Source organism: Anabaena sp. CCY 0017 (genome assembly GCF_963920885.1).
Taxonomy (GTDB): domain Bacteria; phylum Cyanobacteriota; class Cyanobacteriia; order Cyanobacteriales; family Nostocaceae; genus Nodularia.
This window is the reverse complement of the sequence record NZ_CAWUDG010000011.1, coordinates 1-26,697: the sequence shown is the minus strand read 5'-3', so window position 1 is coordinate 26,697 and position 26,697 is coordinate 1. Positions and strand designations below refer to the sequence as shown.

General features: G+C 41.4%; 24 protein-coding genes and 1 pseudogene. 19 read left to right on the top strand and 6 right to left on the bottom strand.

All coding sequences use genetic code 11. From position 1 onward, the window contains the following. Nucleotides 1–77 precede the first annotated feature (77 nt). From ACM0OW_RS14645 to ACM0OW_RS14620, 6 genes are all read left to right on the top strand, one after another. Nucleotides 78–215, top strand: coding sequence for a hypothetical protein (locus ACM0OW_RS14645; protein WP_414550830.1), 138 nt, complete (start codon nt 78–80; stop codon nt 213–215). Between the two features lie 14 nt (nt 216–229). Then, nucleotides 230–688 carry a type II 3-dehydroquinate dehydratase gene (gene aroQ / locus ACM0OW_RS14640; protein WP_414550829.1) on the top strand — a complete coding sequence of 153 codons (459 nt, stop codon included), beginning with the start codon at nt 230–232 and terminating at the stop codon, nt 686–688. Between the two features lie 24 nt (nt 689–712). Further along, entirely contained in the window at nt 713–1,669 is a 957-nt protein-coding gene (locus ACM0OW_RS14635; protein WP_414550828.1) for an ADP-ribosylglycohydrolase family protein, read from the top strand. Between the two features lie 297 nt (nt 1,670–1,966). Further along, a complete protein-coding gene (locus tag ACM0OW_RS14630; protein WP_414550827.1) occupies nt 1,967–4,495 on the top strand; it encodes an HD family phosphohydrolase in 2,529 nt (842 codons plus the stop codon). 38 nt (nt 4,496–4,533) lie between these two features. Next, the gene (locus ACM0OW_RS14625; RefSeq protein WP_414550826.1) at nt 4,534–5,718 is read left to right on the top strand and encodes an AAA family ATPase; all 1,185 of its coding nucleotides are present in this window, start codon (nt 4,534–4,536) and stop codon (nt 5,716–5,718) included. Further along, nucleotides 5,718–6,281, top strand: a complete 564-nt coding sequence (locus tag ACM0OW_RS14620; protein ID WP_414550825.1) for a DUF4276 family protein — start codon at nt 5,718–5,720, stop codon at nt 6,279–6,281. Before ACM0OW_RS14625 ends, ACM0OW_RS14620 begins: the two co-directional genes overlap by 1 nt. 117 nt (nt 6,282–6,398) lie before the next feature. On the opposite strand, the gene ACM0OW_RS14615 is transcribed toward ACM0OW_RS14620, so the two are convergent. Further along, a complete protein-coding gene (locus ACM0OW_RS14615; protein WP_414550824.1) occupies nt 6,399–7,055 on the bottom strand; it encodes a TetR family transcriptional regulator in 657 nt (218 codons plus the stop codon). 144 nt (nt 7,056–7,199) lie between these two features. Between ACM0OW_RS14615 and ACM0OW_RS14610 the strand changes: the two genes are divergently transcribed. Together ACM0OW_RS14610 and ACM0OW_RS14605 are read left to right on the top strand one after the other, a co-directional pair. Further along, entirely contained in the window at nt 7,200–8,153 is a 954-nt protein-coding gene (locus ACM0OW_RS14610) for a Rieske 2Fe-2S domain-containing protein (protein ID WP_414550823.1), read from the top strand. Between the two features lie 36 nt (nt 8,154–8,189). After that, a complete protein-coding gene (locus tag ACM0OW_RS14605; RefSeq protein ID WP_414550822.1) occupies nt 8,190–8,765 on the top strand; it encodes a Uma2 family endonuclease in 576 nt (191 codons plus the stop codon). 263 nt (nt 8,766–9,028) lie between these two features. On the opposite strand, the gene ACM0OW_RS14600 is transcribed toward ACM0OW_RS14605, so the two are convergent. Both ACM0OW_RS14600 and ubiE read right to left on the bottom strand, forming a co-directional pair. After that, nucleotides 9,029–10,264 (bottom strand): DUF445 domain-containing protein, encoded by a 1,236-nt coding sequence (locus ACM0OW_RS14600; RefSeq protein WP_414550821.1) that lies wholly within the window; start codon nt 10,262–10,264, stop codon nt 9,029–9,031. 72 nt (nt 10,265–10,336) lie between these two features. Beyond that, nucleotides 10,337–11,026, bottom strand: a complete 690-nt coding sequence (gene ubiE, locus ACM0OW_RS14595) for a bifunctional demethylmenaquinone methyltransferase/2-methoxy-6-polyprenyl-1,4-benzoquinol methylase UbiE (RefSeq protein ID WP_414550820.1) — start codon at nt 11,024–11,026, stop codon at nt 10,337–10,339. 189 nt (nt 11,027–11,215) lie between these two features. On the opposite strand from ubiE, the gene ACM0OW_RS14590 reads away from it, so the two are divergent. Further along, nucleotides 11,216–13,138, top strand: a complete 1,923-nt coding sequence (locus ACM0OW_RS14590; RefSeq protein WP_414550819.1) for a PAS domain S-box protein — start codon at nt 11,216–11,218, stop codon at nt 13,136–13,138. 109 nt (nt 13,139–13,247) lie between these two features. Here ACM0OW_RS14590 and ACM0OW_RS14585 read toward each other — a convergent pair whose 3' ends face one another. Beyond that, nucleotides 13,248–14,204 carry a response regulator gene (locus ACM0OW_RS14585; protein WP_414550926.1) on the bottom strand — a complete coding sequence of 319 codons (957 nt, stop codon included), beginning with the start codon at nt 14,202–14,204 and terminating at the stop codon, nt 13,248–13,250. 416 nt (nt 14,205–14,620) lie between these two features. On the opposite strand from ACM0OW_RS14585, the gene ACM0OW_RS14580 reads away from it, so the two are divergent. Beyond that, nucleotides 14,621–15,709 (top strand): RuBisCO accumulation factor 1, encoded by a 1,089-nt coding sequence (locus ACM0OW_RS14580; RefSeq protein ID WP_414550818.1) that lies wholly within the window; start codon nt 14,621–14,623, stop codon nt 15,707–15,709. A gap of 63 nt (nt 15,710–15,772) precedes the next feature. Here ACM0OW_RS14580 and ACM0OW_RS14575 read toward each other — a convergent pair whose 3' ends face one another. Beyond that, nucleotides 15,773–17,452 carry a hypothetical protein gene (locus tag ACM0OW_RS14575; RefSeq protein ID WP_414550817.1) on the bottom strand — a complete coding sequence of 560 codons (1,680 nt, stop codon included), beginning with the start codon at nt 17,450–17,452 and terminating at the stop codon, nt 15,773–15,775. Between the two features lie 65 nt (nt 17,453–17,517). Here ACM0OW_RS14575 and ACM0OW_RS14570 point away from each other — a divergent pair, with 65 nt between their 5' ends. The 8 genes from ACM0OW_RS14570 (at nt 17,518) to ureG (ending at nt 23,983) form a co-directional block, all read left to right on the top strand. Then, nucleotides 17,518–19,950, top strand: coding sequence for an ATP-dependent helicase (locus ACM0OW_RS14570; RefSeq protein ID WP_414550816.1), 2,433 nt, complete (start codon nt 17,518–17,520; stop codon nt 19,948–19,950). Nucleotides 19,951–20,020: 70 nt separating this feature from the next. Continuing rightward, nucleotides 20,021–20,218, top strand: a complete 198-nt coding sequence (gene rpmI / locus ACM0OW_RS14565) for a 50S ribosomal protein L35 (RefSeq protein WP_006197432.1) — start codon at nt 20,021–20,023, stop codon at nt 20,216–20,218. Nucleotides 20,219–20,237: 19 nt separating this feature from the next. Further along, a complete protein-coding gene (gene rplT / locus ACM0OW_RS14560; protein ID WP_006197431.1) occupies nt 20,238–20,594 on the top strand; it encodes a 50S ribosomal protein L20 in 357 nt (118 codons plus the stop codon). Nucleotides 20,595–20,606: 12 nt separating this feature from the next. Then, complete coding sequence (locus ACM0OW_RS14555) at nt 20,607–21,458, top strand: transporter substrate-binding domain-containing protein (protein WP_414550815.1); 852 nt, start codon at nt 20,607–20,609, stop codon at nt 21,456–21,458. Nucleotides 21,459–21,564: 106 nt separating this feature from the next. After that, nucleotides 21,565–22,089 (top strand): tetratricopeptide repeat protein, encoded by a 525-nt coding sequence (locus ACM0OW_RS14550; protein ID WP_414550814.1) that lies wholly within the window; start codon nt 21,565–21,567, stop codon nt 22,087–22,089. A 179-nt stretch (nt 22,090–22,268) separates the two neighbouring features. Beyond that, the gene (gene ureE, locus ACM0OW_RS14545) at nt 22,269–22,712 is read left to right on the top strand and encodes an urease accessory protein UreE (protein WP_414550813.1); all 444 of its coding nucleotides are present in this window, start codon (nt 22,269–22,271) and stop codon (nt 22,710–22,712) included. Then, nucleotides 22,690–23,379, top strand: coding sequence for an urease accessory protein UreF (locus ACM0OW_RS14540; protein ID WP_414550812.1), 690 nt, complete (start codon nt 22,690–22,692; stop codon nt 23,377–23,379). Before ureE ends, ACM0OW_RS14540 begins: the two co-directional genes overlap by 23 nt. 10 nt (nt 23,380–23,389) lie before the next feature. Next, nucleotides 23,390–23,983, top strand: a complete 594-nt coding sequence (gene ureG, locus ACM0OW_RS14535; RefSeq protein ID WP_414550811.1) for an urease accessory protein UreG — start codon at nt 23,390–23,392, stop codon at nt 23,981–23,983. 146 nt (nt 23,984–24,129) lie between these two features. Here the strand turns inward: ureG and ACM0OW_RS14530 are convergent, their stop codons facing one another. After that, on the bottom strand, nt 24,130–26,079 hold the full coding sequence (locus tag ACM0OW_RS14530; RefSeq protein WP_414550810.1) for an AAA family ATPase: 1,950 nt from the start codon (nt 26,077–26,079) through the stop codon (nt 24,130–24,132). 328 nt (nt 26,080–26,407) lie between these two features. On the opposite strand from ACM0OW_RS14530, the pseudogene ACM0OW_RS14525 reads away from it, so the two are divergent. Next, nucleotides 26,408–26,697 (top strand): annotated as a pseudogene (locus ACM0OW_RS14525) (hypothetical protein); the annotation flags it as partial.

The following is a 26,697-nucleotide window of genomic DNA, read 5'->3' as shown; positions in this document are numbered from 1 at the left end:
CAGGTGCATAAAGTACGCGAGTTCTGCGTAGCTATGAGTCAAAATATTGAGGTAGTATCTCAGGAGCAATCAGTTCAATGGACTATATAGATAAAGTGCTAGAAAAGCTGAAGGCGTTGGCACGCAAGCTGATTGAAGGCTTATTGGGGCCACAATGCGAGCCAGAACCGGAATTAATTCCGATTCCTGTACACGAGCGAACACGTCGTCGTTAAGTAGCCAAAAGAAATTGAACTCATCTTCGCCACTTATCAGCATTTTAGTGCTGCACGGGCCAAATTTAAATTTACTAGGGCAGCGAGAACCAGGAATTTATGGTTCCTTGGGGCTGGCTGAAATTAATCGCTTGTTAGAAGAAGAAGCTTTGAAGTTTCAGGCGAAAGTAATTCCTGTGCAGTCAAATCATGAAGGGGTTTTGGTAGATACTATTCATGGGGCTTTAGGAAAGCATCAGGGAATTTTAATTAATGCCGGGGCTTATACGCATACTAGTGTAGCTTTGCGGGATGCGATCGCTGGTGTTAACCTACCTACAGTAGAAGTACATCTGAGCAATATTTATCGCCGGGAAGACTTCCGCCACCATTCTTTCATCGCTCCCGTAGCTATAGGACAAATAAGTGGTTTTGGGGTGCAGAGTTATTTGCTGGGCTTACAGGCTTTAGTGCATCATCTCAGAAATAAATAAGTTAAGATTTATTTGTTTGTGAATATGCGCTACCCACTGGTTAATCGGTATAAAGGTACTTTATTAGGGGCATTACTGGGTGCAGTTTTAGCGAAGGATGCTAATCAGCACGATTATTTTGGTTCTGATGTCAGCAAAATAGCAGTTCTGAGCGCCCAAAGCCTCATCGAGTTAGGCAAATTAGATATCAATAATTGGCTAGAAGCTCATCAAACAAAATATCCTCATTTAGATATCATTGATGGTGTTTTACCAAAAGCGATTATTGCCACATTACCAGTGGCACTTTTTTTTCATGAGAATCCGGCTAACCTGCGACAAAACTTGCTGGATATGTTGCAAATATGGAAAAATGATCCAATTGTGAGAGATGGCACACTAGCAGTAGGATATGCGATCGCGCAATGTTTTACAGAAAAACTTCATCCTCAAACCCTCATACCGGAAATCATCGCCTTTATTGGGGAAACATCCACACTTTTACCACAAAAGTTACTAAAACTTAATAATATCTTAGATAAAGGAGTTGGGTTAGAATCGGCACAAGCAGAATTCAGTAGACAAGACGAGCCGAGTAATCTAATTGCTATGGCGTTTTATTGCTTTCTCAGCACCTTGGAAGACTTACCTGTAGCCGTTCTGCGGGCTAATCACCAGGATAACATCTGGCGAAGAGAAACTGAAAATTTAGATTCCCAAATCATCACTACAATTACTGGGGCATTATCAGGAGCTTACAACAGTACTGCGGGTATTCCCGTAAAATGGCGGGTTTTATTATGTCCAACTAATTTAGCCTCTGGGGAACTAACAAATTTTTCCCAGGTGCTAGAATTAGCTGATGCGCTTGTTGCTGTATGGTCAGGAGTGTATGATCCCGCCTTACATTTAAAAGATTACCCAGAGGAGGGATGTGTCAGATATGAAGAACAAGCTCAACTTTGCGTCTTTGCATCTCCTCGCATTATCCAGTCGCGTTAATGTTATAGTCACCGTTCCAGATGTAGGCGCAAAATACCAGATCATGAATAGAAAATTTAGTAATTTTCTACTCACCAAATATCACCATTATCTGTAGGTAGCTATTGTGTGCAATCGGCTTCAACCAGATACCATCACCGATGTTCTCATCGCGTCCACCACAGCTTGGGCTTTTTTGAGGATTGTCTTGTTTTGAGAGATCAAAGTAAGGCGGCTCCAGAGAATATGAAAAAGCAGCGATTTTTTCAGTCTTTTGACAACAGCGAACACCCAAAACCAGAAATAGCACACAGAACAATGGCAAAAACGCTCAGGATTCGACGGGGAATTGATGCAGTATGTCTAGGCTGGGTGCATTCTAAGCGTTCTTCTGTTGTTTTAGCGATCGCTGTAGTATCTCTTACAGGGGTTATAGGGAATAAATTATATAATCAACCCCAGTTGGCAGTAGGTACTCCTGCACCCGAAACGATGAAAGCACCCTATACTGCTAGCATTGAGGATAAAGAAGAAACAGAAGCCCAACGCCAAGCCGCTAGTAGAAGTTCCATTCCCGTGTTGATGGTCGATGTCCAAAGGACTGAAAGAATCAACAAAAATTTACAGCAACTTCTGGATGAAGGCAATAAAATTCGGACTACTGCCGGAGTTTTTCCTTTTTTTGATACATCAGTGTTATCTATTCCTACACAGCATTATCTTCGCTCTTGTTCTGCCTCGGAATGGAAAACGTTACTGATTACTTTAAAAAATACTAGCCAACAAAAATCAGACTTGTTAGTTGGCAAAAACAGCAGTATCTCCGGAAATAGACAACCAGGTGGTATAGCTCAAAAACTTCCAACTTCCCAATATCTGCCTTTATTTCCATCATCTACGGGTTCACCAGTTACAGAACACCAATCACTGTCTAGTCTCCTCAATTCCGGTAGTCTACCTCTGTTTCTGTCTCCTATAGCAGAAAAACCCGTTAATATTTCCCAAAACACTGACTTTACTCAAGCGGTAGCGGAACTAAAAGCTTATCGCGCCTCAACTTCAGAGCGAAATTTAGATTCACTCATTGTCCAAACCTCCCAAGTACGTCAATCATATACTCAAGCCAAAATCCAACTTTTACAACCAGAAAAAGCTAATTCCCAGAAAATTTACAGCGAAACTGCCCTCCTGAAATTATCAGACAACGAATGGGTTCAAGCACAAACAGGAATTCGCCAGAGTGCAGATAGGATTCTAGCTCAAGGAATTCCCCCAGGATTACCCTCAAGTATTCTCCAGAATGCGGTGAAACTCAACGTACAGGACTTTGTACCCAAAAATTCCGAACCCTTGGTCAGCAAATTGTTGTTGTCTGTGCTGCAACCAAATCTCAAGAATGATGAGGAACAAACCAAACAACAAATACAGCAAGCATCAGATGGTGTATTACCTGTGATGGTGGAGGTGCAGCAAGGAGAACTGATTGTCACCAAAGGAGAGGACATTACTAAATGGCACTTTGATGTTCTGGAACATTATCAATTAATTCGCCGGGAGAATAACTGGCTAGAACTGACAAAATTAGCAGCCACTGTCACCGCAGCAATTGGCATTTTTGTTCTAGTTGGAAAACGAATGAAGTGCAAATTGCGGCAACGCGATTACGTATTAGTACTGCTGCTGACCCTAAGTACCCCAGGCGTGCTAGCCTTGGGTGTACCTTATACAACTTGGAGCGCCGTTGGTTTATTGTTGGGTAGCTTCTATGCACCTGCTTTGGGTGTGACTGTTGTGGGACTACTGTTGCTAATTTTACCAATGACCTTAGAAATCAGCATGATTTCGCTGTTGGCTGGTGGGGCGGCGGGAATATTGGGTAGTAGCATGGCGCAAAAATTGCGATCGCGCGAAGAGTTAGCATTATTAGGTGTGGCGATCGCTGTGACTCAGGGTGGTGTATACCTAATTATGAAGCTCCTCATCGGTGCAGCATTTGGCGGCGGTTGGTATTTCGTACTTCAAAAATCAGGATTATTTGCTTTATCTGGTTTAGCCTGGAGTATTGTCGCCTTGGGCTTAAGTCCTTACTTAGAAAAGGTATTTGATTTAGTTACTCCGATTCGATTAGCTGAACTAGCCAATCCGAATCGCCCCTTATTAAAACGACTAGCCACTGAAACCCCTGGAACCTTTCAACATACTTTGTTAGTCGCTACTTTAGCTGAAGCTGCTGCTAAAAAACTGGGATGTAATGTAGAACTGGTCAGGGCGGGAACTCTGTATCATGATATCGGCAAAATGCACGACCCTCTGGGTTTTATTGAAAATCAAATGGGGGGACCAAATAAACACGAAACCGAGATTCAAGATCCTTGGAAAAGTGCAGCCATTATCAAAAAGCACGTCACGGAAGGGTTAGTAATGGCGCAAAAACACCTTTTACCCACAGCGATCCAAGCTTTTATTCCTGAGCATCAAGGAACGATGTTGATTGCCTATTTCTATCACCAAGCACAACAAATGTGCCAGGAAGATCCCACCTTAGTCCTAGATGATGCTGATTTTCGCTATGACGGACCAATTCCCCAATCAAGAGAAACAGGCATAGTCATGTTAGCAGACTCCTGTGAAGCGGCATTGCGATCGCTCAAAGATGCCACTCCAGAGCAAGCCTTAGCCATGCTCAATAATATTCTTCGTGCCAAATGGCAAGACAATCAAATGGTAGATTCAGGACTGACACGGCAAGAAATGTCAGAAATCAGTCAAATCTTTGTCGATGTTTGGCAGCAATTTCACCACAAGCGCATTGCTTATCCCAAATTAAAAGCAGGTAAAAATGGGTAATAATCATCAATACTGTTCTTTTTAAGGTAGATTTAGTTATGAAAATTGTTTCTATAAAAATTAAAAATTATCGAGCCTTTGAATCTGTAGAAATCACAGAAATTCCCACCTTTTGCGTGATCATCGGAGCCAATGGTACAGGTAAATCTACACTATTCGATATTTTTGGTTTTCTCCGCGATGCCCTAAAAAATAACATTCGTCAAGCCCTTCAGATCCGAGGTGGATTTAATGAAGTCGTCACTAGAGGCAAAGAACAAGAAGATATTGAAATAGAACTAAAATTCCGCATGAATATTCTGGAAACAGAGCGCCTCGTTACCTATATTTTAAATGTTGGACAAGAAGAAAGACGACCCTTAGTTAAAAGAGAAATTCTCCGGTACAAACGCGGCGAATACGGTTCTCCCTATCAATTTCTCAAGTTCCAGAACGGTAAAGGATATGCCATCACCAATGAAGAAAACTTTGAACAGACCGACGAAGAACTAGAACGGGAAGAACAACAACTCGAATCCAATGATATTTTAGCAATTAAAGGACTGGGGCAGTTTCAACGTTTCAAAGCCGCCAGCGCCTTCCGTTCACTAATTGAAAATTGGCACGTTTCCGACTTCCATATCAGCGATGCCAGAGGCAGCAAAGACGCACTCTATGCCGAACATCTCTCCCCCACAGGCGATAATATGGCAGTCGTTGCCCAATATATTTATCAAAACCATCCCGATATATTCCGAACCATCCTCACAAAAATGCAGGAAAGAGTCCCCGGTATTTCCAAAGTAGAAGCAAAAGAAACAGAAGACGGCAGATTAATCCTCAAGTTTCAAGACCAAGCTTTTAAAGACCCCTTTATAGATCGCTATGTTTCTGATGGCACAATGAAAATGTTTGCCTATTTAATTCTGCTCTTCGATCCTAAACCCCATCCTTTACTATGCGTCGAAGAACCCGAAAACCAACTTTATCCTAGTTTGCTTCACGAACTTGCTGAAGAATTTGCCAGTTATGCCCATAGAGGCGGACAAGTCTTTGTTTCTACTCACTCCCCCGACTTTTTGAATGCTGTTCCCCTAGACAGTATTTTCTGGCTGACAAAAGAACAAGGGACTACAAAAATTTTCCGAGCCAGCGATAATGAAACCCTGCAAAACTTAGTGAAAGCAGGAGATTTACCCGGATATCTCTGGAATCAAGGCTGGTTTGAAGGAGTTGCTCCCTAATGAGTTACGATATTATCTTTTTATTAGAAGAACCTTCTATAGAAAATGTTTTAAAAGAAATCTTACCCAAAATAATTCCTGATGAAATTTCTGATCGATTGATTCCTCACCAAGGTAAACAGGACTTAGCTAAATCTATACCAAAGAAAATTAGAGCCTTTCAATTTAACCCTGCCACAAAATTTGTTATTGTTCACGATCAAGACTCCCATGACTGTACAAAACTCAAATCAGAACTTTTAGAAATTTGTCAAAATGCAGGAAACAAAAACATACTGATCCGAATAGTATGTCATGAACTAGAATCTTGGTTTTTGGGTGATTTAGTCGCAGTCGAAACAGCCTATGGACTAAAACCCGAAAGTTTGAGTCAAAAACAAAATCAAACCAAGTTTCGTAACCCCGATAGACTCAACTCCGCGAAAGAAGAACTCAGAAAGTTAGTTTCAGAATATTATCCCGGCACTCATTCTAGGATGATCGCGCCCTATTTATCCTTGACTGAAAACAAATCTCGTAGTTTTCAAGTTTTTCTCGATGGTATCAAGAAAGTTATCAACTAGAGTAAAAAGCAGGCACTGTTATAGCTGGGGACTGGGGGAGAAGAGGAACGGTTGTTAAGTAACCGGAAGTTTAAAGTAATTTTTAACTCCCCCTTGCTCCCCTGCTCCCTGCTTCTTCTACTCCCCACCCTTTCGCACACCAGCCAAAATCAAATTAACCGCTTCTTCAGAGTACCGCGCAATCATTTCTGGAGTCAGTAGTTGCAAATCTGGTCTAATGTGTTTGAGGTTTTCGTGGGCGTTGAAATAAAAATTACAAATTCCCGCAATTTGGAGAGTGACAAGAAAAGTATCAAGCTGACGGAAACAACCCTCAGCCATTCCCCGTTCTAAAATTTTGATTACGTACCCGAAATTTTCTTGCCAATTCCCCAATTTAAAATATTTGCCTTGATTTTGGTTCGCTTCTTGAAACCACAGCATCCCTCGTTGTGGATGTACCGCTTCATAAGCAATCACCTGTTTAATTAACATTTCCAAGGCTGTATCTGCTGGAAACTGAGCCAAATTTAGCTGTTGAACTCCTTCAGAGATTTCCACCATCGGACGTTGCAAAACCTCCTTATATAACCCTTCCTTGTTCTGGAAGTAGTAGTAAATCATCGCTGTGGTGACTCCTGCACCTTTTGCGATCGCCTCTGTACGCGCCCCACTCAGCCCATTTCTGGCGAACTCTGCTTCTGCTGCATCAAGAATCTGCTTTTTTGTCGCCTCTGCATCACGTACCTGACGCGGTTTTTTAGACGAAAGTTTTGATTGCGTTGAACGACTCACGTGCTTACCATCATACTCACGACTGATATCTTAACTAAAAATTTGGTTAATAATTGACAGAAGTCAGGAAATGTATTAAATTAATTACTAACTAAAAAATTAGTTAGTCAATTGCAAAATATTGGTAATGATTTGTGAGGTTTAATGAAACCAATTTTACCGGGCGCACCTTGGTTGATTGCCCATAAATCAATGTTGGGAATAAATCAACCGCATAAAATTACTTTAAATAGCAATGATTATGTTCTTTGGCAAAACCGAAAAGGTGAAGTATATGCCCTAGAAAATATTTGCCCACATATGCAAGCACCTTTATCAGATGGCTGGATTTGTGAAAAAAGAAATACTATCACTTGTCCGTTTCATGCTTTAGAATTTGATGATAAAGGCAGACTATATCAAGGAAGCAAAAAAGATCCTCAGCCAATTACCAAGCCGTTAGAACTAATTCTTAGCAATGACGGTATCTGGACTTATGGCGGATTTGAGCCAAAATTACCTATTCCCGACTTGCATCAAAAAATTGCCGATACATACGAATTTATGGGAGTGGCTGGAGAAACAAATATTCAGGGGAACTTTTTGAGTAGCTTGATGGTTAACTATGACTATAATCATCAAAATGGTACTCATAAAGAATTATTTAGAATTACAGACTGCAATGTTATTTCTTTCGAGAAAAATGGTTACTACGCTAAAGTAAAACAACAAATTAATAGAGCTAACAATACCCTTGGAGAAATTATTAAAAACCCAGTTCTGTCCATCTTACCCAAGACGCTGAATAATACACTTGAATATGCTTTTCCTTCGACTACGGTTTTCTTCGCTAAAACACCCATTAGTAATATGGCTCAAGTACATATTCTTTACCCGGAAACAGAAACAATCACCAAAACATTTGTGTTGGTATATGCTCAGGGGATAAATCCCTGGTCAAAGTTACTGCTAAAAAACTCATTATTAAGAGCAGTGTCCACAGTTGTTGAACAAGATACCAGTGCTATTGAAAGTCTGTACCCAAGACAAAAACCCAAAATTAGATTACCAAATGAAGAGATTATGTTTTATGCCGAAAAGCTCTACCGTAATTGGTAAATGCTAGGCTACAATTATCAAGATTAATAGGCAATTATGAATGCCCTAATTCTTAACCTCAGCCCCGCTATTGATTTAACAGATGAGCAGTTCTTCCAACTCTGTCAGAATAATCGAGATTTGCGACTTGAGCGCACAGCAGAGGGAGAACTAATTATTATGCCCCCCACGGGATGGAAAAGCGGAAATCGTAATAGTAGACTGACTCAGCGTTTAGGTAATTGGGCGGATGCTGATGGTACAGGGCTAGCTTTTGACTCCTCAACAGGTTACAAGCTTTCCAATGCTGCAAACCGTTCTCCTGATGCATCCTGGGTAACTTTGGCACGATTAGAAGCCCTAAATCCAGATCCTGCAAAATTTTTACCAATAGCTCCTGATTTTGCCGTGGAATTACGCTCTGCTTCAGATAGCTTACAAACGTTGCAACAAAAAATGCAGGAGTATATTGAAAACGGCGTGCGCTTGGGTTGGTTAATTGACCCCCAGAACCAACGAGTCGAAGTTTACCGCACTGGAAGGGATGTTGAGGTTCTAAAATCGCCTACTAGCTTGTCTGGAGAGGATGTGCTACCTGGGTTTGTGCTGGATTTAGCAGAGATTTTAAGTTAATCTGTAGTTCGTAATGCCTCTTTCAGAGGAGCTTCGCTAACGTAATTCGTAATTCGTAGTTCGTAGTTCCGATACTATCAGCGTTTCATTGATTTGGAATGGGTTCTTTATTTACGTTGTGCTGTACTATAGCGATACGCACTTGAATGAAGTACATCATAGTTACCTTCTTGCTTGCACCGGAGGGGATTGGGGGTGGGGTTCTTGTATCTCACTCAGCCGAGAACCGCTATAGGCGATCGCTGGTAGAATAATCAGATAACCTAAGCTTGGGTAAACATTAAAAATCCTACTTGCAATAACCCAATAATAAAACCTAAAACACCACCTAAAGTGACAATTGCCTGCAATTCATTCTTGACGATTCCTTCAATTGCAGCTTCTAAATCAGCCGGGGAAGTTGATTTCACCCGGTCAACAATCACTTGATCTATCGATAATATAGGAATTACCTGGGCGACAATTTTTTCTAAATCTTTTTCTAAATATCTCTCTAAAATTTTAGCTAACTCTTGACTGACAACTTCTAAGGAAGAACTCAGAACAGGTGAAGCGCTCAGACGATTAAGTAGTAATGTGGCGATATTTTCCCAGTTAACAGAATCAGTTAATCCCTGGAGTAAATCGCCACCACTGGACTGGATATAATGACGTACACTTTCCCGCGTAGTCTTTCGCAATTGGCGTACTGTGCCAATAGGCAAGTTTTGTAATGATAAATCTACCAGGACTCTTTTCAAGCGATCGCTAATCTGCAAAACTTGAATTAATTCCTCTAAACGAGCATTAGTTGCATCCTTTTCATCTAAGCAAAAAGTTCTTAACCTGGTCAGAGTATTCCGTAAACCAAATAAATTTGCGACTACCCAATAAGTACCACTAGTCTTTTCTCGAAAACTTTCATCAATTGTTTGAATCGTGCGATCAGTCAAAAAATCAATAATTGCTTGCCGCAACACATCTGGAGGTAAAACTACCTGTAATAACCAATCAGCTAGCCTTTTAGATTGTTCTTCACTCAGTTGCAATTCCAGCAATACCTGGTCAAAAATTTGATTGATTTGCGCCTCTAAAAAATCTTCTCGCCTGGCCAAAACTTTCAGCAAACGAGGTAACGATTCTCCTAGTAAATCACGCAAAATTCCCGCCACAATTTTGGCGCTTTTTTCGTTTTTTTCAACCCTAATTTGTTCAATTGCTAATTGCAATAACCACAAAATTGCCGACTGTACGCGTTCTGTCTGTAACAAACGTCGCGCCAGATTTTGCAATTCGCCAGGAGTCAGCAACGACCCCATAATTGTATTAGAAATGTTCTTAGCCAGACGTTCCTGGTTGCGGGGAATCAATCCAGGAGTAAATGGTACTTTTCGCCCAGCTATATAAATTGCTCGGTAGGGACGAAACAACATTTTGATGGCTATATCGTTGGTGAAATAGCCAATAATGCCACCCAGCACCGGGGGTAATAAATAAAACCAGAGGTGAGACCAATCCAAAATAAAAATTAAGAAAATTAGAATTGAGGGGCAATCAGTGATGAGTTGAATTCAAAACTTCTAACTCATAACTCATTTACCGACTACCAGCACTCCCATCATATCGTTAGCGATGGGGTAGTGTGTAACCAATGTAAAACCAACTTGACGAGCTAACTCTATTTGCTCTTGTCCAGTGGGGAAACGATCTAAGCTGGGACTGATATAAGCATATTCTTCTTTTAAACCCATCTGTTGGGCAATTGGGACAACTATATGACTTAAATACCATTGCTGAAAAGCCCGAAGCTGCTGATTTTGGGGACGATGAAAGTCTAAAATGGCCGCTTTAGCACCAGGCTTGAGAACGCGGTGTAATTCTTGCAGACTGCGGGGAATATCTGTAACATTTCTTAAACCATAGCCCATTGTTGCGGCATCGAATTGGTGATCATCGAAGGGTAAATTTAGGGCATCAGCTTCTATCCAAGAAATAGTAGGTTGGGGGTATTGACTTTGGGAGCGTTCTTTCGCAGCTGCTAAGAGGTTTGGCGAGAAATCCACACCATACACCTTTCCAGTAGTTCCCACACATTTAGCCAAACGAAAGGCTAAATCACCACTTCCACAACATAAATCGAGGCAAGTATCTCCTGGTTGAGCTGCACTCCATTTGACTGTCATTTCCTTCCATACACGATGTTGTCCTAAACTCAACCAATTGTTTAACTCGTCATAAACTGGAGCAATACGGTCAAAAATATCGCGAATTTCGGGATTCATTGGTTAAAACTTCCGACTAAAAATATATCCAAATTCATCTGAATGTAGCTTTTATATCATTCTATTGGGATATGTGGAAACGCCACAATGGCGGCTACTATCACAATTGGTACTATCGCCGTAACAGGTGATTATTTATCCTCACATATTCAGGACTATATAAATCAGTAAGTCCGTCTTCATTTTCGTATGATACCTGAGGCACAATTTTTCCATCTTTCTCTTGATGCACTGTATATTTTAGGGTTCGATAACTATTTCCAACTAATTAATCCCGCCTTTGAAAAATTAGTTGGGCGTTCCGCCGCAGAAATTCTATCAAAACCCTTTATAGAGTTCATGCACCCCGATGATCGATTATTAACCCTGAACGCCGTAGAGGAATGTAAAAAAGGCATCCCCATAAACTCGTTAGAGAACCGTTTCCAATGTCAAGACGGTTCATATCGGTGGTTAGATTGGACGATTTATCCGGCTTTGGCAGAAGCTAGAATATATGGGATTGGGCGCGATGTGACTTCGCGCAAGCACATGGAAGAGACGCAACGGGATGCAGAGGAACGTCTACGGATGATGGTGGAGAGTGTCCAGGAATATGCCATTTTCTCCCTCAACACAGATGGATATATTAGTACTTGGAATACTGGAGCCGAGAGATTATTTGGCTATACAGAAAATGAGATTTTGGGGCAAAGTTTCGGCATTATTTACACACCCGAAGATAGAGCAATTGGCGCTGCGGTAAAAGAGATGAGCAAAGCAGCCGAAACTGGGCGAGCTGAAGATGTGCGCTGGCATTTACGTAAAGATGGCAGCAGATTTTTTGCCGATGGTGTACTGGCACCGATATACGAAAAGACAGGGGCGCTGCGTGGCTTTACAAAAGTAGCCCGCGATATGACTGAGCGGAAACAGATTGAGGAAGAGCGTTCTCACGTTTTGGAAAGTGAAAGCTTGGCGCGTAGAGAAGCCGAACGCGCTAGTCATCTTAAAGATGAATTTCTGCTGACACTCTCTCACGAGTTGCGAACACCACTCAATGCCATTCTCGGTTGGTCGCATCTGCTGCGTCCAGGCAAGATGGATCAGGACAAGATAGAACATGGACTCAAGGTGATTGAGCGTAATGTCCGCTCTCAGGTGCAACTCATTGATGATCTTTTAGACATGAGCCGGATGATTTCTGGCAAACTCAATCTGAATAGACAGTGTGTTGATCTGATATCGGTGATTGAATCTGCTCTTGAGACTGTTTATTTGTCGGCACAAGCTAAGAAAATTAGCCTTGATGCGGTTCTTGATCCTTTTGCTAGTAATGTGTCAGGTGATTCGGCACGCTTACAGCAGATAATTTGGAATCTGTTGTCTAATGCGATTAAATTTACCCCGAAGGGTGGCAGAGTTGAAGTAGTTTTGCAGCGTGTAGAATCCCACGTGGAAATTAGTGTAAGTGATACCGGCCCAGGGATTCCGCCAGAGTTTGTACCCTATATATTTGACAGGTTTAGACAAGCTGATTCCTCCACAACCCGAAATCACGGAGGTTTAGGGTTAGGACTGGCTATTGTAAAACACCTGACTGAACTTCACGGCGGCTCTGTAAGATTGAAAAGTCCGAGCAATGGTCAGGGAGCTACGTTTATTATCGAGCTGCCATTGATGGTGCTGAAGCCAGAAGACTGTGACGCGGATATATTTATGAACGCAGTGGTTGATTCAACATTTGAGAATGTCAAAATTCTGGTTGTGGATGATGAGCCAGATACCCGTGAGTTAATCAAGGTTGTACTTGAGGAATGCCATGCGGAAGTAATTACGGCTGCATCTTCACAGCAAGCACTAGAAGTACTTGAGCATGATCAGATAGATATCCTGATCAGTGATATTGGAATGCCAGAGGAAGATGGTTATCAGTTTATACAGAAGGTCAGGAGGCTTGGCTCAGAAACGAGTAAAAATATCCCAGCAGCAGCGCTGACCGCATACGCCAGACCAGAAGACCGTCAACGCGCCTTGTTGTCAGGTTACCAAATACATATTGCCAAGCCAATTGAACCATCGGAACTGATTACTGTTGTGTCTAATCTTACAAAACTGATACTCCAGGGGTAGGAAGTCCAACTCTAATAGGACTTACGCACTTGCTACGAAAATCAAAGCTTTGAGATTGCTTCCCTACGGTCGCAATGACGAAAATACGTTAGGGTTACATAAGTCTTGTCTAAATTTTGGCTAGTTTGTAGCCACTACTAGTAAGTGCGATCGCTACTAGTTCTGCTGATAAACGAATAATGCTCAATTCATCTTCGCGCAAAGAGCAGGGTTGTAGCCACTGGAGTGACAAAATCCCTAACTGATGATTGCGGTACGTAATCGGAATCACTAAGTGTGCTTGTACCCCAGTGTCTTGGTAGTGCCTGACATCAGCTAGTTTGGCATCTTTGGGTACATCTAACGAAACTTGCATTTCCCCTGTAGCGATCGCTTCACTTGTCAGTGGATCTTGATCTAGCCAGTTTTCTAGACTACCCCCACGAGAATAAAAACCTTGAGTTGCTACTAGCTGATTGTCCTGAATTAGTTGCAAAGTACAGCTATCCGCAGTGAAACTTTCACTAAACACCGTAGCAATTGGTGTTAACGTTTCCTCTAAAGTTTGGGCTGCTTGAGTTACCTGGACTAAAACAGTTAGCAATGCCATTTGGGCGTTAGCACGGCGTAATTCTTCTGTACGTTGCTTGAGTAATCCGTAAGTTTCTGCGGCTCTTTGTACTACTGCTTTCAGTTCTCCTGGGTCCCAAGGCTTGGTAATATATTTATAGACTTGCCCAGCGTTAATCGCCTCCACCAAATCTTCGATATCCGTAAATCCCGTGAGGATAATTCTGACAGTATCTGGAAACTGAGGCAAAGTCTTGCTGAGAAACTCAGTTCCTTTCATTTCTGGCATTCGCTGATCGGAGATAATGACCGCTACTTCCCCTTCTGTTGCCAATACTTTGAGGGCATTGACACCACTATCAGCTTTGAGAACGTTAAAATCCCGCCGAAATGTGCGATAAAGCAAATCAAGATTATCGGGTTCATCATCAACTACAAGGATTTTGAGTTTTTTGTTTCTTTCCAAAGTTGATAATTGACGGCGACTTGTAGAAGTTTCAACAATGGGATGATCCATGAGAGAATTACTATCAGTATTAGTAGTAGTCATTATGTTATATTCCCTACAGAAATTAATTGAAGATAGCGTTTAAGCCTTGCGTGAATTTGCGACTGTAATTCGGCATGGTTCAAACTTATTGTGAGTAAGTCTAATTTATTATTAGATAAAGTTAGGTTAGTACAAATAAATGTTACTCATTAGCCGTCAAAAGTTCCAAGCCTGTTTTATACTGAACTTTAGATAGTATACGCCCTTTTTTATACTCACTTTGTTTTGAGCTACCGGGAAAATACCTCACCTCCTATCCTTTCCACCCAAGGGAAGATTGTAGAAACCGCGATTAATCACGTCTCCAACTGTTAAAGATTACAATAAGATTTCCTGAACAAAAATTAATCACCCTCTCAAGTTGAAGCTTCCGCGTCAGAATTATGACTAATCTACCTTCCAATGCTCAAAATACTGAAAATGCTATTAATGACGATGTAGTAAAAGAATTACTACGAAAGCTGAGGCAAAAACAAGGTAACTGGGTAGAGTGGGGAGTAGCGATCGCCTCCTTGCAAAAAGCTGGTTATGATCCGCAAAAGATTTTTGAGGAAACTGGATTTGAGCAAATTCAACAAAATCAGGTAATTGTTGGCTCCCAGGTTTATAATTCTTTAGCACAAGGTGGCGCTTCCGAAGCCACACAAGCGCACTATACGACACGGGGTAGTGATGTTTTATATGAACTACGCTTGCTGACCCACGAAGAACGAGCTGCGGCGGCTGAACTTACCTTTATCCACAAACTCGATCTTGAGGAAGCGCGAGAAGTAGCAAAAGCAATTAAAGATTTTTCCCGCTTCCCACGTTTACCAGAAGGTTTTACTGCCCATCCAGGAGATGCAGTTGCTTATCAAGCGTGGAAACTAGCACGACAATATACAGATTTGCAAGAGCGATCGCGCTTCATTGCTAAAGGTTTACGTTTTGCTCACACCCCCACAGCTAGAAAGCAAATCGAACAGTTGCTGGTTGATTTTACCGTAGTTTCCCAGCGTTCAGCCCCGATTCTGCCTTTTTATCGATTTGAGTCGGAAGAAGAACTACCTCGCATTGTACCAGTAGTAGGTGAGTTCCCATTAACACCACAAGACTTGCAAAGTGTGCCTATGGTAGAAACCATTGAGCCATTTGGCTTAGTCAAGTTTGCTGGCGAACAGGCTTGGGTACCTTTACCAGGTTGGCAAGTATTATTGAGCGCAGAAGACCCCGTAGCGATTTTCTGTAGTAGCGATCGCCTCCCCAACCAAGAAAAAAATCTGCCAAAACCAGTGTTAGTGGCTGTAGATCGCGCCGGGCGACAATGGGATGACTCCAGCTACTTTGTTGTGGAACACAACGGTAAATTAGACTTTCAGTGGTTTGAAACTGAGCCAGAAATTCCTCTATTGGGGCGACTGATTGTCATTGTGCGTCCTAAGAAAATTTTCGATGATGTTCTGAGCAAAGATTCCTGGCAAATTGACGAATAATATAGTGCAAAGACGCGATTAATCGCGTCTGTACAATAACGTGGGGAGTCAAAAAACTCAAGGCTAATCTTTATTTGATTTACATCGATAAAGTTGATAGGGAACGCCTATGCGATAGTGTTGTGTCGTGTCTATGGTACAAATACTATCCCCAGACAACCCCACCTCTTGGGGATAATCCATTTTTCTCATTCCTGGCCCAACTATCCACAAATTCATCTGAGATGTTGCTAGTTTTGGCATTTCATCCAGCTGGTTCCAGAAAGCAGGGGAATGAAGAGATTTGTCTAAAAAAGCAACACTATCGGAGTTATTCACACTAACTCGAAGAGCAGCGTCTGTTTTACTTCTAACTTTTTCTAACGCCAAAGCAAAGCTTAATCCCAAAGCCACATCCTGATAATTGTTGTATCCTACCACCAGCATCAGAGGAACAGAAGGTTCTAAATTCATGTTTTGAGCAACTTGTTCAGGCTGGAAAGGCTTTTGAAACACTAAGTTAGAAACTACAAAAACACAACTGAGCATACCAACCAGCAAAATGATCAGTTTTGACTTATTACTTTTGCTAATACTAGCTGCTAATAAAGCGCAAAAACTGGGATAATAAACAAAGCTATAGCGGGGAACTATAGTGATATCTTTACCTAATAAATAGGCTATGGCAAAGAATTGAATTAATACAACAATAGTAAAAGTTAAAAGTGTTAATGTTGCTAAATAAGTTGTATTATCTAACAACAGTAGTTTTAAGCCTTTGCATACCTGCCACCCTAACCAAATAGCAAAACTTACCATAAAAAAGCCACAGATAACTGTAATTAGCAGAGGTTGGTTTTCCACAGGTAAAGCAATCACCATTAATATCCAACTAATTAAAGTTTGATATATTGGTGCAATGTGCATGGTAGCAGGCAACCAATTGGTTTCAGCACTTTGAGCATGATTTAACATCACCCGCAACCAGGGAATAAAACTAATTACAACTCCAGTAATGGATAAAATTAAGCTTAGGTAAATTTGGTGTTTCTTTAGAATTTGGCTTTTACTTAAATATATTAATATTAATAATGTAATAACTTCGGCAATGAAAGCCAAAATAAAAAAGTAGTGAACATAAAGACCAATACTATTAACAATTGCCCATAAAATTACTACCCAAAGTCTGATACCTTTCTTCTCAACAATATCCTGCTGAATTTGTATTACTCCCAATAAGGCTAAAGTTATCAGGAACATGGGCATAGTATAGTGGCGTGCTTCTTGAGAAAGGTAAACAGCAAAGGGAGAAATAGCCATAATTAATGCGGCAATAATTCCGGATGCTGGATAAAAAGCAATGCGGTTGACAGCATAAATTGCCGCGATCGCACCCACGCCAAATAAAGCTGATAGCGATCGCAATTTTGCCACCCACTCTGAACCCAAAGGAGTCATCCACCCTAACCACTTGTACATGACACAAAAAAACAACGGCGGATGGGTAGATTGAGTAGCTAGATTTTCGGCAATTTGATCGCAACTAACCCCAGATTGGAAAGTAAAAATTTCCTGGACGCGTTGCAGAGGAAATAAGACATTTAAGGGCAAATCATGGTAATTTTTCCCCAAACTGAAAATAGCAGTAATCACCTCATCCATCCACAGAGGTTTTAAGCCTAAATGCCAAAAGCGCAAGACAGCACCAAGTGCAATTGCTCCAGCTAAACCTAGATAATGTAGATATGGTTTGCGATTAGTCATTATTTATTCATACTCAAAGATGCTGAATCTGCGGTTTGATAATTTCAATTAAAATCTAAAACTTTATGTCAGACACTTATTTTACGGCTACTGTGCCTCAAGAATCTCTCCAGTTAAAGTTACAAGAGAAGATTTTAGACATCCGCAATCAACTACGCCCAGGACAACAAAATATGGCTGATTGGCAATTTGGTCCATTGGCTGTTTCCGCCGTTCCTGGGGCTGGTAAATCCACAGGGATGGCCGCAGCTGTAGCGATCGCGATCGCCCGTCAATACCAAATCTCTGCTGAATCACGCCCATCTTCCCGTCGTCACATTGTAGTTGTGACATTTACGCGTTCGGCAGCTGCCAATATTAAATTAAAAATTCGCGGATATTTAAAACAATTATCTTTACCTCCAACAGGCTTTGCTGTCTATACCCTACATGGTCTAGCCTTGAATATTGCCAGTCGTCACCCTAATTTCTCAGGCTTAGAATTAGAAAATGTCACATTAATTACACCCAATCAAAGCCATCGTTTTATTCGCACAGCCGTAGAACAATGGATTAATCACAATCCAGAACCTTATTCTCGGTTGCTAGAAGGGCATCAATTTGACGGTGAAGAGACAGAAAGATTACGCCGTCAGTCAGTGTTACGAACTGAAGTTTTACCAGATTTGGCAACTACAGTGATTCATGAAGCTAAAAGTTCGGGGATATTGCCTGAAAAACTGCGGGAGTGGAGTCAAAAAACTACCGATGAATATGGAATTTTGCGGGTAGCGGCGGGATTGTATGAACAATATCAAAACTTAATGCGATCGCGTGATTTTATCGACTACGACGATATGATTTTAGCCGCCCTGCGTGTCCTCGAAAATGACAGCGCCCGTCACATTGAGCAAAATCAAGTTTTTGCCGTATTTGAAGATGAAGCCCAAGATTCTAGCCCCTTGCAGACAAAGCTGTTAGAGATTTTGGCAAGCACTCAAAACTCCTGCATGGGCGGGTTTACTAAGGATATTGACGAACCACAGATTGACTGCTTTAACCCGCCCCTACCCACTCAGCACGGGCTAAACGCCCCGCTACCGCTAACAGCACTCCAATTGGTGCGCGTTGGTGATCCTAATCAAGCGATTAACTCGACTTTTACGCCAGCTGATCCGATTTATTTTCGGGAGTTTTGCGGAGTCTGCGATCGCCTTGGCAAATTAGCCACAATGGATCAAGCTGGACGCAGTACCCGAATTATCATCGCCGCCGCTAACTTCGCCCTAGAATGGGTAAACAGCTTTTATCAACTCAAAAATCAACCATCCTCTCCACCCCCATTTCGTTCTCAAAACATCCGCCCCGTTAATACCAGTGATCCTCAAATAAATGCCAACCCAGCACCAGTGGGACGAGGACTAGAACTTTATACACCCCGTGATATTTATCACACAGTTGAATTGCTGTTTCAAAGAATAGTTGAGTTGTTTATTCAAGACCCCACAGAAAGTAGTGCAGCAATTTTGGTGCGAGAAAATCGTCAAGGTCGCTGGCTAACAGAGATGTTAACTCCTATGTGTAAGGAGCATAAAATTACACTTTATGATGTAGGCGAAAGCGATCGCCGTTCTCATATCCCCCAAGAAATGTTGGGATTATTACAATTTTGCGATCGCCCCCATTCTCCTGACTTCCTCAAAGCTGCTTTAGAAATACTGGTACAGCGTCAATTAATTCCTACCCAAGACCTCAACGCCCTTGCTAGTCTACCAGAAGAATTTTTGTATCCTAGTCCTTTAGCAGAACTCCAGTCAGATACAGTCAAAAAAGCCGCACACTTGTGTCGTAGTTTACTCCGCGCTCGGTTAGAACTGCCTCTATCTCAGCTAATTGCCTTTCTGGCTTTAACTTTAAGGTACGAGCAAGCCGAATTGGCAACTGCTGACAAACTCGCCGAACGGGTAAACCAGCAAATAACTGAGAACAATTCAATGGAAGCAATGCTCTTAGCTTTAAGTGAAATCGTCACTTCGGAACGGTTTGAAGCAGTGGAAACAGATGGTTTAGACGCAGACGCGCGTTATACCCGTGGCGGTCAACTGACAATTATCACCATGCACAAAGCTAAGGGGTTGGATTGGGACTATGTATTTATGCCCTTTTTACATGAAAACTTAATTCCTGGTAAATTTTGGGTTCCTCCCAAAAGCCAGTTCTTAGGCGACTTTACTTTATCAGAAGTAGCGCGCGCCCAAATACGGACTGCAATCCACGGCGAATCTGATCTACCTCATGTCTCTCAAGCCTGGGAACAGGCAAAACATTTAAAAACCTCTGAGGAATATCGTTTACTCTACGTGGCGATGACACGAGCCAAGCGGCTATTGTGGATGTCTGCATCACAGCAAGCGCCTTTTACCTGGAGTAAACCAGAAAATTTACAAGAACAAGCGCCTTGTCCGGTTTTTCCGGCATTAAAACGTCAGTTTCCTGAATGTGTAGTTACGCTGGCTTAAATCTTTAATTTCAATGAACATTTGAGCAAATAGTATATAATTATGGATTGTGTCGAATTAAAGTCAGACCATGCCTAAACTCAAGACTCGTAAAGCTGCGGCAAAACGTTTCCGTGCCACTGGTACAGGTAAGATTGTGCGTCGCAAAGCTTTCAAAAATCACCTTTTAGAACACAAGTCTTCTAACAAAAAGCGTAGCTTGTCCAAGTCCACACTTGTACATGAACGTGATGAAGACAACGTGCGTTTGATGCTTCCTTATTTGTAAGTTTTTCAGGAAATAGACTATGACCAGAGTAAAGCGCGGTAATGTAGCTCGTAAACGCCGCAATAAAATTCTCAAATTAGCGAAAGGTTTTCGCGGTTCCCACTCAACTTTGTTTAGAACTGCTAACCAACAGGTGATGAAGGCACTACGGAGTTCCTACCGCGATCGCAAAAAGAAAAAGCGCGATTTTCGTCGTCTGTGGATTGCTCGGATCAATGCGGCTGCAAGGCAACATGGTTTGAGCTACAGTCAATTAATCGGCAATCTGAAAAAAGCTGATATCCAACTAAATCGCAAAATGTTGGCACAATTGGCAGTTCTTGATCCCGCTAGTTTCGGCAAGGTTGCGGAATTAGCGCTGCAAGCTAAAGGATAAGGATGGTAACGGATGAAGTACCGATGTAACAGATGGCTCGCCCTGAGCGTAGTCGTTCGCGTAGCGTCTCGCAGAGAAGGGCTAAAAATTAATCCGTTACATCTGGTATTATCCGCTACTATCTTTTGTATTGTCTGCTTTTCGTGGGTATTTATGGCATCTGCCGCCGAAATGCCCGAAATTCAGCGAAGAGGTTATTTAACTATTGCCGTTAAAGATAACTTACGTCCCTTGGGATTTAGAGATATTGACGGTAATTTACAAGGCTTAGAAATTGACTTGGCGAAGCGTCTGGCGTTGGATTTGTTAGGGAAAGCGGATGCTGTCAGATTCAAACCCGTAGCTAACCGCGATCGCTTGTCTGTAATCTTAAATAATAAAGTGGATTTGGCGATCGCCAGAGTCACAGCAACCGAGTCTCGCGCCCGGTTAGTAAGTTTCAGTGTTCCTTACTACTTTGATGGTGCTTTCATTGTCACAAAAGATGTCTCTGTGCGCCAGATGAGTGATTTAGCCAACAAGAAAATTGCCGTAATCAGGAACTCCAGCACAATTGCCCAAGTGCGTTACTATGTGCCAAAAGCAGAGTTAGTTGGAGTTGATTCATATCAAGAAGGGCGATCGCTCACAGAAAATAATACAGTAGTAGCATTTGCTGCCGATGCCAGTATTTTGACTGGTTGGGTGCAACAATATCCCCAATACCGACTTTTACCCACCAAGCTATCAACTGAACCTTTGTCTGTAGTCATGCCCAAGGGTTTGCAGTACGATCAGTTGAGACGACAAGTGAATGAAGCGATCGCTAAATATACAGCAGAGGGTTGGCTAAAAGAACGTGTGCAATATTGGGGCTTACCTTAAAAAATTCTCAATAATAAAGTGAAGAAATATCTCCCTGATTTCCAGCATCTCCCAAGTGTCCGATAATAGAGACAGAAGTAGCTTTTAATATTTGTGTTTGCAGACAATGGATAAAAATTTAGTCATTATTTATCTTTCAATTTTTGTAGGTCTGCTTTCATTCGCAGTTGTGAATGTTTTCCGCCAAATTTTCAAAACTCGCAGGCGTGAAAGTGCCTTAGCAAGGTTACGCAAGAAATTGGAGACAGAAAAAGGTACGGCACAAGAATATTACGAGTTAGCCAGTATTTTTTCAGAGAAACAAGTATTTTCCCAAGCGATAGTGCTATTTCAAAAAGCCATCAAAGCTGCTGAAGAAGAAGAGGAAGAAGATAGCGCCCCTATTTACAACGGACTAGGGTATGTTTACTTTAGCCAAGAGCAATATGACTTAGCAATTCGCCAGTATAAAGAAGCTTTAAAACGTAAACCAGACTACGTAACAGCACTGAACAACCTGGGACACGCCTACGAAAAGAAGAAATTAACTACTCAGGCGCTACAAATGTATGAAGAAGCCCTAAAAATTGCCCCCAATAACACTATTGCCAAGCGCCGGGCTGAATCATTACGACGCTTAGTGTCTGTGTAAAAATTTTGCTTGTAAATCTGTTATCTCCCCTCCTCGCTTGCGGTGAACCATTGCTGTAGGCGGGTTTCCCACCGTAGGCGACTGGTGAACCCGAAGGGGGAGGGGCTGGGGGTGGGGTGAAATGATTTTGGTAATAGCAACTAATTCACTGTACTTGATATGACATTTAAACTTGATTTATGCTGACTTTAACCCAACGTCAACCGCCTAATCCTGATGTTACTGTCAATTTTACCCTCGCACTCACAGCAGAAGAACGCACCCGCAGTCGTCATCGCTTTGAAACCGAAGATGGCAAAGTTGTATTTTTACGCTTACCAAGAGGAACATTACTGCGAGATGGTGATATTTTACAAGACGAAACCAATAGCAGTTTAATTAGAATTACTGCCAAACCAGAAATAGTTTTAACGGTGTTTGCTCAAACACCGCTTTTATTAATGCGCGCAGCATACCATTTGGGAAATCGCCATGTACCGGTAGAAATTACCTCTAGCTATTTACGCTTATTACCAGATTCAGTTTTACGCACAATGCTAGAACAACTGGGACTAGAAATTACAGAGGAAACCTTACCATTTCAGCCAGAATTAGGCGCTTATGGACACCATCACCCTCACTGATCCCAATTTTTTATACATATTGCAGTTAGCTAGTCCTAGTTTACCTGTGGGAGCATATAGCTATTCTGAAGGCTTAGAAATGTTGGTGGAAAAGGGCATTATTTCCGATCAAGTCAGCCTCAAACATTGGCTAGAAGCTGAATTACATTATGGGGCAGTTCGGTTAGATGCGGCGGTGATGGTAAGATCCGTAAAATCGGCAACTATAGGCGATATTTCAGGTCTATGTCGGTGGAATATGTGGTTATCTGCTGCTAGGGAAACCCAAGAATTACGGGCATCTAGTTGGCAGATGGGGCGATCGCTTACCCAATTACTTGGTAAACTACAACCAGATATTATACCTTTAGTGAATGCTGTGGGTAATCCTTGCAATTATGCGATCGCTTTTGGGATTGCAGTTACTCATTGGCAAATTGATATTAAAGCTGCTTTACTAGCATATCTGCATAATTGGGCAAGTAATTTGATTACGGCTGGAGTGAAACTCATTCCCCTTGGTCAAACTGCGGGACAAAAATTATTACTAGAGTTACAACCATTAATTAGCACTGCTGTAGCGGAAATACTAGCTTTGAAGGATGACGAACTCAGTTGTTGTAGTTGGGGTTTGTCGTTAGCAAGTATGCAGCATGAAACCCAGTATACAAGGTTATTTAGGAGTTAGATAGAGGACAATGAGTGCATTGCGTGTTGGGGTAGCTGGCCCGGTGGGTTCGGGAAAGACGGCTTTAGTTGATGCTTTGTGTAAAGCCTTACGTGAAAAGTATCAAATTGCTGTTGTTACCAATGATATTTATACCCAAGAGGACGCTAAATTTTTGGTACGTTCTCAAGCCTTGACAAGCGATAGAATTTTGGGAGTAGAAACTGGTGGTTGTCCCCACACAGCAATTCGCGAAGATGCTTCCATGAATTTGGCTGCTATTGAACAATTAGAAACCCAATTTATTGATTTAGACTTAGTATTTTTGGAAAGTGGCGGTGATAATTTAGCAGCTACTTTTAGTCCCGAATTAGTAGATTTAACAATTTACGTCATCGATGTTGCAGCAGGTGATAAAATTCCCCGCAAAGGTGGCCCCGGTATTACTAAATCTGATTTATTAGTGATTAATAAAATTGACCTTGCACCCTATGTAGGAGCAGATTTAGAGGTCATGAAACGAGACACGCAAAAAATGCGCGGTGATAAACCTTTTATTTTCACCAATTTAAAGACTCAAACAGGGTTAGCAGATGTCATTAAATTTGTAGCTTTACATATATAGAGTTAGTTATACTTGGTGATTAAGCACAATTTTTAACTACAGGTATTACTGAAATGCTATGCCTATCTTATTTTATCTTTGTGCTAGCCGATCCATTTTTAAAACTGACAAACTTAGTTAATTTAATTTGCTTTTATATGACTTTCTTATTGCAACACTTTGTTGATCACTTGAAACGCTTCTTCAAAAGAATTCAGTGTCTCATCAAGTTCAGGGCTATCAACCAAGAATGCTGGGTTGCGTATTAACCAATCGGAGGGATAGAAATGATCAAACTCTGGCACATCCTGAGTCATCGATCTAAAAACAGCCTCAGCTTTTTTGACAATGCGCTCTGTATTTAACGCCTCATCCAACTTCGCAACACTAAGAATGTTTTTCTCAGAAAGACTATAGGCACTGTTTAGTAGTCTGACAAAGAGTTCTGGATGTAGAAGGTCTTCAATATCACTCTCTGATTTACGCGTAAAATCTGCTGCTGTAAATAGTTGACTTGCCTTCAGAACTTGGCTTTTCCTTAGTTTCTCTATCTTGCTTTTATCTCCAGAGGCAAGATCACATAATACTGCAATATTCAACTTGTTCCCACCAAATAAAGAGGCGAATGGTGATATTTTATCTATCCCACCAGAAGGGCATATTGTCCAGCGTGAATCTAAGCCTTCACGTTTGCGATTCTTTAAAGCTGTAGAGAATGCTTGAAGATAAAGAATGTCTGAAGGTCCTTCTACAAGCAGCGTATCTTTACCGATAAAAAGTGACTGGGTGATTTCGTATCCAAGTGCAGCCTGTAGCGGGAATAGCGTATCTTTATCAACAAGTAATGCGTCGGAAGAAACTTTGGTACCTAGTACGGTCGGCTTTCTGCCTTCATATTTGATTACATCTTCAACAATCCGAACATCTGCCATACGCTCGGCAGGTACCATAAACGGGGAATGTGTTGTAAAAATTACCTGATGCTCAGGAAGAAGCCTTTCCTCAATGTAACGTAGCAAATCAGATTGAGCTTTTCCGTGTAGAGTTAATCCTGGTTCATCCAGTAGTATAATGGCATTACCCGTACTCTTTTTAAGTTGTTTGAACTGGGATAGAAAGGAAAAGAACCATACAAAGCCAGCACTTCGCTCAGAAAGTGGTACAGTCACGCGATGATTGCTGTTTTCAATACGAATTTTGACAATAGTTCCAGAGTTGAATGGAGGCTTGTCTCCAGCTTTGCCTTCGGCTATATCAATTACCACCTTTAGCGCGTCGTTCTGGCTCCAGAATTGAAATATCTCATCCGTTATTTCGTTTGAAGCTCCTTCACACTTCGCCTTCAAATCTTCGTGCTTTGACACTCCCTTTAACTCATCAATAGAAGTGCCAGCGTACTCAAGAAAATCCAGAAATATTTGATCTGATGGACTGACCGTATTTCCTTGAATATCAGTCTCAATCTGATTAATTGAAATCTCTCCAGACATTCGATCAAAATGCGATGTATAAAAGAATTTTGGCATATTCGGAGCAAGAATTTCTATCATGTCCGAATGAAAGCTACCATCCTTTAATTCGCTTAAAGTTTCGAGTAACTCTTCGAGCTTATCTGAATGCTGAGAAAGCCCATTCAATATCGAAAGGGCTTCTTTTCCATTTTTGGCATTCTTTAAGGCATTTTTTTCTGCTTCATCCAAATCTAATTCACTAATTAAGTGATCTATACATACTCTTTCGTCACAAGAGACAGTCCAGTATTGAGTATTGTCTCCAATATATTTAGAAATAATAATTTCATTGTTTTTCAGTGCATCCGTCCCATAAATGTCACTTACGAGTTTTATATCGACAGGTGATAGACTCCAACGAGTTTCGATAACCTTTGATTTCCCATCTGGATGTCGATCATCAAAACGACTAAGGTGACGACGGGGATAGTCACGAGTTCTATCGTAAATAAAAGATGCAAACGGATTAATGCCGTAAAAGGCCTGAAGGATAGCAGTTTTACCTGCTTCGTTCTTCCCAACTAGGCAAGTCAGATCCCCGATTTCAAATTTATTACTATCCTCAATAGACCTAAAATTTGTGACATATGCACTAACAAGCTTCATTTCAAAGGTTCCACTCTAAATATTGCCGAGAACAAGCTAAATCCTGACTTGTCTATCTTTTGTATAACAAATTATTTTATAACATTTTCTCTCGGTAATATCCGAATGCAAATATTATTTCGGTAATATCCGAATGCAAATATTATTGAAGTAATTGTTCTCGTGATATCTCTAGTATTGGGTATTATCGAGAAAGTTTCTACAGAGTCATCGCCATTTTCGCTGTAGTCCAGTTTGCCTCATTGCAATCGCGCTGGTGTATATCGGCTTGGGATGTTCTCTTTGGTTTAACAGCTCATTCATACATACTGGGATTGTTTTGTTCAGTTTGTCAGTTGCTGCTGTTCGTGGCTGTATGCTGATGGGATTTCCAACCTGGGCAGGCTTATTGTCACTCACATTTGGCTCTACATTTATTCTGGTTGGTGCATTCCACTCAAGCGGATTTTACGGCTGGGCAGTAGCGAAAGAATTGGTATTAACAAACAAAAAGCTCAAGGTCAGAAACAACATAAACAAAAACCCCCTAGCAATGATGAGAGCTAAGGGGTTTTCTCCAATAAATAAACCTGGCATCGAGCTATTTTTGCGTAGGGCTACCCCTAGACTATCGTCGCC